The sequence below is a fragment of the Xenorhabdus bharatensis genome (assembly GCF_037996705.1).
GTDB classification, from domain to species: Bacteria; Pseudomonadota; Gammaproteobacteria; order Enterobacterales; family Enterobacteriaceae; genus Xenorhabdus; species Xenorhabdus bharatensis.
Genome location: NZ_JBBMXG010000033.1, coordinates 22,151 through 28,510, shown reverse-complemented (window position 1 = coordinate 28,510; position 6,360 = coordinate 22,151). Strand labels below are relative to the sequence as shown.

At 41.1% G+C, this 6,360-nt stretch carries 4 protein-coding genes; all 4 read left to right on the top strand.

Going from position 1 to position 6,360, the window contains the following annotated elements; genetic code table 11:
* Positions 1-249: 249 nt before the first annotated feature.
* The 4 genes from metA to aceK all read left to right on the top strand — a co-directional run bounded on the left by metA (position 250) and on the right by aceK (position 6,338).
* Positions 250-1,179, top strand: a complete 930-nt coding sequence (gene metA, locus AAC855_RS20205; protein WP_340611945.1) for a homoserine O-acetyltransferase MetA — start codon at positions 250-252, stop codon at positions 1,177-1,179.
* 304 nt (positions 1,180-1,483) lie between these two features.
* Positions 1,484-3,082 carry a malate synthase A gene (gene aceB, locus AAC855_RS20200; protein WP_340611944.1) on the top strand — a complete coding sequence of 533 codons (1,599 nt, stop codon included), beginning with the start codon at positions 1,484-1,486 and terminating at the stop codon, positions 3,080-3,082.
* A 61-nt stretch (positions 3,083-3,143) separates the two neighbouring features.
* On the top strand, positions 3,144-4,451 hold the full coding sequence (gene aceA / locus AAC855_RS20195; RefSeq protein ID WP_340611943.1) for an isocitrate lyase: 1,308 nt from the start codon (positions 3,144-3,146) through the stop codon (positions 4,449-4,451).
* Positions 4,452-4,529: 78 nt separating this feature from the next.
* Positions 4,530-6,338: a bifunctional isocitrate dehydrogenase kinase/phosphatase gene (gene aceK, locus AAC855_RS20190; protein WP_340611942.1), complete on the top strand. Its 1,809-nt coding sequence runs from the start codon at positions 4,530-4,532 to the stop codon at positions 6,336-6,338.
* Positions 6,339-6,360 lie beyond the last annotated feature (22 nt).

Genomic DNA, 6,360 nt, shown 5'->3' with positions numbered 1-6,360 from the left:
GAAACGCCGTAGCGCCGATGGTAGTGTGGGGTCTCCCCATGTGAGAGTAGGGAACTGCCAGACATCACTTTGACAGAGAAGCCATCCTTAACGGATGGCTTTTTTGCATTTGTTTTTATCTCTATTTTTTATTTCATAGAATGAAATAATTTCAATTTGCGTACAAAAACTCGACATTACTCCCATTTTAAGGTTAAATTTTGGCTGTCTAGAAGGCTAAATTACGTGGAATGATTGAGGTTTTAAACAATGCCAATTCGTGTACCAGATGAACTACCAGCGGTTAATTTTCTTCGCAATGAAAATATCTTTGTTATGACATCGACGAGAGCTAATGTTCAGGACATCCGTCCCATGAAGGTATTGTTACTAAATCTAATGCCAAAGAAGATAGAAACGGAAAATCAGTTTATTAGGCTACTCTCTAATTCACCGTTGCAGATTGATATTCAATTACTCCGTATTGACAGTCGTCGATGTAGAAATACTCCCGCGGAGCATTTGGATAATTTTTATTGTGATTTTGAATCAATAAAAGATCAGAATTTTGATGGATTAATCGTAACCGGTGCCCCTCTAGGATTAGTAAAATTTGAGGATGTTACTTATTGGGAAGAAATTGAAACAGTTATCAATTGGGCCAGAGAGCATGTTACTTCAACACTTTTTGTCTGTTGGGCTGTTCAGGCTGCTTTAAACATTCTTTATAACCTACCGAAATATACACGAAAAACTAAACTGTCAGGCGTTTACTCTCATACTATTTTGGAGCCGTTGGCATTATTGACCAGAGGGTTTGATGAATCATTCTGGGCGCCGCACTCGCGTTTTGCTGATTTTCCTGAGTCAGCTATTCGCCAATATACAGATCTGGATATTTTGGCTAGTTCAGAGGAAGCAGGTACCTATTTACTTGCCAGTAAAGATAAAAGACTGGTATTCGTAACGGGGCATCCAGAATATGATGTTGACACACTAGCTGCTGAATATCAGCGTGATCAAACGGCTGGTTTAGAGCCTATATTACCTGTCAACTATTTCCCGGATAATGATCCAGAAAATAAGCCGGTTGCAACATGGCGTAGCCACGGGCATTTATTATTTTCAAATTGGCTTAATTATTATGTATACCAAATCACGCCATACGATTTGACCTATATGAATCCTTCCTTAGACTAAACGCGTTATAAACATCTTCAAAATGAGAATTAACTGAAGCGAGTCATTTCTCATTTTTTTAATTTTTTGTTTGTCTCCCATCAATTATCTGTTTTTCCTATTTTTCATATATAACAAAAACTTAACAGTTTTTATCTTTTGATTTTGGAAATTAATTCCCTGTTTTAATTCATATATTGTGTTGATAATTTATTGATTTTAATAAAAATAATTTAATTTATAAAAATAATGGAAACCGTTTTTGATTTATTTTTTATATTGATTATTCTTACCTGAGTGGACACTTTAAGGTGAGGAATAGGGGATGGCACAGCAAGTATTGGCAACAGAATTAACCTTTATAAAACCTTTTTCTGATACTGAAAAGAAGGTTTTATCATCTGATTCTATTCATTTTCTAGAAGATTTAGTCGTCACATTTTCTGACAGACGCAAAAAATTACTAGAAGATCGGATAAATTGGCAGAAGAAAATAGATAACGGCCAATTGCCAGAATTTATTTCGGAAACATCTTCCATTAGAAATGGTGATTGGAAAATTCAGGGGATTCCGGGTGATCTACAAGATCGCCGGGTTGAGATTACTGGGCCTGTAGAGCGAAAAATGGTCATTAATGCCCTGAATGCTAACGTTAAAGTATTTATGGCAGACTTTGAAGATTCTCTGGCACCAAGCTGGGATAAGGTTATCGATGGTCAAATTAACCTGCGGGATGCAGTTAATGGAACCATTTCATATACCAATGAGCAGGGCAAACGTTATGAATTAAAATCGGATCCTGCTGTATTGATTGCTCGGGTCAGGGGATTACACCTGTCAGAAAAGCATATTCTTTATAAAAATGAACCAATTTCTGGTGGGTTATTTGATTTTGCTCTTTATTTTTATTTAAATCATAAACAGTTGCTGGCGAAAGGGAGTGGTCCTTACTTCTATTTACCTAAGATCCAGAGCTATCATGAAGCACAATGGTGGAGTGATGTTTTCAGTTTTGCGGAAGAGCGTTTCAATTTGCCAAAAGGTACGATTAAAGCGACTGTTCTGATCGAAACATTGCCTGCCGTTTTCCAAATGGATGAAATCCTCTATCACCTGCGTCATCACATTGTTGGCCTGAATTGCGGTCGTTGGGATTATATTTTCAGTTATATCAAAACACTGAAGAATCATGCAGATTGCGTCTTACCTGATCGTCAGTCTGTCACTATGACACAACCTTTCCTGAGTGCTTATTCCCGTTTATTGATTAAAACCTGCCATAGACGAGGGGCTTTTGCGATGGGCGGTATGTCAGCATTTATACCGAGTAAAGATCCTGAGCAAAACCAGATAGTGCTGGATAAAGTCAGAGCGGATAAAGAGTTGGAAGCTAATAATGGCCATGACGGTACATGGATTGCACATCCCGGCCTTGCCGATATAGCGATGGAAGTATTTAGTTCAAAACTGGGTGAACGACCAAATCAACTGATGGTTTCCCGTGAAGAGGATGGTGAGATCACTGCTGCACAGCTGCTTGAACCCAGTATGGGCGAAAGAACCGAAGGTGGCATGCGGGCAAATATCCGAGTCGCAGTCCAGTACATAGAAGCATGGATTTCAGGGAATGGTTGTGTGCCGATCTATGGCTTGATGGAAGATGCCGCTACGGCAGAAATTTCCCGTACCTCTATCTGGCAATGGATCCATCATGAAAAATCGTTGACCAACGGTCAGAAAGTGACTAAAGAATTGTTCAACCAGATGCTAAAAGAAGAATTGGCAGTCATTAAACAAGAAGTTGGTGAAATACGTTTTAGCGACGGAAGGTTTACGGAGGCTTCTGAGCTGATGAAGCGGATCACCACACAAGACGAGCTAGTCGATTTCCTGACTTTGCCGGGTTACCAATTACTCGACTGATTTAAACAACATCCAATCAATAATTAATATTCAATTAATTCAGAATAGGAAGTATAGGATCATGACCGTTTCTCGAGCACAACAAATTACTCAATTAGAGCAAGAATGGAAAAAAGCACGCTGGGAAGGCATTAATCGACCATACAAAGCTGAAGAAGTTATTAAATTACGTGGTTCAGTCAATCCTGAACATACTTTGGCTCAAATGGGAGCGAAAAAGTTATGGGAATTGTTGAATGGAAAATCTAAAAAAGGTTATGTAAACGCGCTAGGTGCATTGACGGGTGGGCAGGCACTTCAGCAGGCTAAAGCCGGTATTGAGGCGGTTTATCTTTCTGGCTGGCAGGTTGCGGCTGATGCCAACACAGCCTCCAGCATGTACCCTGACCAATCACTCTACCCAGTCGATTCCGTACCAAATGTTATTAAGCGTATCAATAATAGTTTTCGCCGCGCAGATCAAATCCAATGGGCGAATGGCATCGGCCCTGAGAGCGTAGAATACACTGATTATTTTCTGCCGATTGTGGCGGATGCAGAAGCTGGATTTGGTGGCGTCCTGAATGCTTTTGAACTTATGAAAGCCATGATTGAAGCCGGAGCTGCTGCGGTCCATTTTGAAGATCAGTTAGCTGCGGTGAAGAAATGTGGGCATATGGGAGGCAAAGTACTGGTACCAACTCAGGAAGCTATCCAGAAATTGGTGGCTGCTCGCTTAGCCGCAGATGTATCAGGCGTTCCCACTCTTCTTATTGCTCGTACGGATGCCGATGCAGCCGATCTGCTGACATCTGATTGCGATCCCTATGACAGCGAGTTTTTGACTGGCAAACGAACCTGTGAAGGTTTCTTCTGCACCCGTGCAGGGATTGATCAGGCGATCAGTCGTGGATTGGCTTATGCGCCATATGCTGATGTTGTCTGGTGTGAAACCTCAACACCCGATATTGAAGCTGCCCGTCGTTTTGCAGAAGCAATTCATGCTGAGTATCCCGGGAAGTTACTGGCCTATAACTGTTCTCCATCTTTTAACTGGAAAAAGAATCTGGATGATAAAACTATTGCCAGCTTCCAGGAACAGCTTTCCGAGCTGGGGTATAAATTCCAGTTTATTACTTTGGCTGGTATTCATAGCATGTGGTTCAACATGTTTGATCTGGCGTATGACTATGCACGCGGCGAAGGCATGAAACACTACGTTGAGAAGGTTCAGGAGCGTGAGTTTTCCTCACTTGAGCGTGGTTACACTTTCTCCTCGCATCAACAGGAAGTGGGCACAGGTTACTTTGATAAAGTAACTACGATAATACAAGGGGGAACCTCCTCTGTTACCGCTCTGACCGGATCAACCGAAGAGCAGCAATTCTGATTTTTTGTATAACGTTGATATCACCTTGGGGGATTCCGTAGGGAATTCCCCTTTACGCGTCAGATTAAGGTGGCAGACATGGAAACAGATTTAGCTCACTTAATTGCACAAACTATTCTTCAGGGGTTTGATGCGCAATATGGCAGGTTTCTGGAAGTAACATCTGGCGCACAACAGCGTTTTGAGCAGGCGGACTGGCACGCAGTGCAGCAGGCCATGAAGAAAAGGATCAATCTGTACGATCATCATGTCGGTTTGGTGGTTGAACAGTTGAAATGTATCCGTGGTTCACGGTTGTATGATCAGGAGTACATTGCCAAAGTGAAAGCGGTTTATACCCGCTTACTACCGGATTACCCACGTTTTGAAATTGCAGAAAGCTTCTTTAATTCCGTTTATTGCCGATTATTTCAGCATCGTAATTTGAAGCAGGAAAATTTATTTATCTTTTCTTCCCAGCCACCACGCCGTTTTCGTCATATTCCACGCCCATTATCGCGGGATTTTTTTCCTGATGCCGGTCTTGAATCTATGCTATGGGCTATTTTAAAAGATTTGCCGTTGCGCCTGAAATGGGAAAATTTAGACAGAGATATTAGTTACATCACGCGGTACTTACAAAACACTTTTCCTCAATATGATTTACTACAAGCGACATTTCAAATTGCTAACGAACTCTTTTATCGCAATAAGGCCGCTTGGATGGTAGGAAAAATAAGGCTGGGTACAGAGATTTATCCATTCTTATTGCCGATTCATCATAATGAATCAGGCCGGATTTTTATTGATACTTGTCTGACTAATCATGATGATGCCAGTGTCGTTTTTGGTTTTGCCCGCTCTTATTTCATGGTTTATGCCCCCTTACCGGCAGCTATGGTCGAATGGTTACGTGAAATTTTACCTGTCAAATCGACAGCTGAGCTTTATATGGCTATTGGTTGCCAAAAACATGGAAAAACAGAGTATTACCGTGAATATCTGGCATTTATTAATTCTTCTAAGGAGCAATTTATCATTGCTCCGGGGGTGAAAGGGATGGTGATGCTGGTTTTCACATCTCCTTCTTTTGACCGTGTATTTAAGGTGATAAAAGATAAGTTTGCGCCGCAGAAAGACGTTTCTCAGGAGAGGGTTCAGGAGTGTTACCGGTTGGTCAAGGAACATGACCGTGTCGGGCGCATGGCTGATACACAGGAATTTGAGAATTTCGTCATCGATAAACGCCATATCAGCGCTGAGTTAATGGAGGAAATACAAAAAGAGATCCCGGAAAAACTTGAAGATTTAGGCGACAAAATTCTGATAAAACATCTTTATATGGAACGAAGAATGCTCCCGCTGAATATCTATATGGAGCAGGTCGATGAAGATCATCTGAAAGATGCTGTTGAAGAGTATGGGAATGCAATTAAACAGCTTGCGGCAGCGAATATCTTTCCGGGAGACATGTTATTTAAGAATTTTGGTGTTACACGACACGGAAGGGTGATTTTCTACGATTATGACGAAATTTGTTATATGACCGAAGTGAATTTTAGGGATATTCCCCCAGCACGTTATCCGGAAGATGAACTTGCCAGTGAGCCGTGGTACAGCGTAGCTCCCAATGACGTTTTTCCGGAAGAGTTCCGGCATTTTTTATGTAGCGATAAGCGTATTCGTAAATATTTTGAAGAATTTCATGGTGATCTTTTTAAAGCAGATTATTGGCGAGCGTTACAAGAGCGGATAAGGAAAGGGCATGTTGAGGATGTTTTTGCTTACCGTCTCAGGCAGAGATTCAATCAGCGTAATGAGAATAGCATAACGAAATATGCAGAATTATTGGATGAAGAAAATAATGTTGTGGTATTAGCGTCTCCCAATCGCGATATTCACTCTTAATATAAGATGTCATGATAAAAGG

Excerpts from the sequence above, each read along its gene's own strand:
- metA (WP_340611945.1), top strand. The coding sequence starts at position 250 with ATGCCAATTCGTGTACCAGATGAACTACCAGCGGTTAATTTTCTTCGC.
- aceB (WP_340611944.1), top strand. The coding sequence starts at position 1,484 with ATGGCACAGCAAGTATTGGCAACAGAATTAACCTTTATAAAACCTTTT.
- aceA (WP_340611943.1), top strand. The coding sequence starts at position 3,144 with ATGACCGTTTCTCGAGCACAACAAATTACTCAATTAGAGCAAGAATGG.
- aceK (WP_340611942.1), top strand. The coding sequence starts at position 4,530 with ATGGAAACAGATTTAGCTCACTTAATTGCACAAACTATTCTTCAGGGG.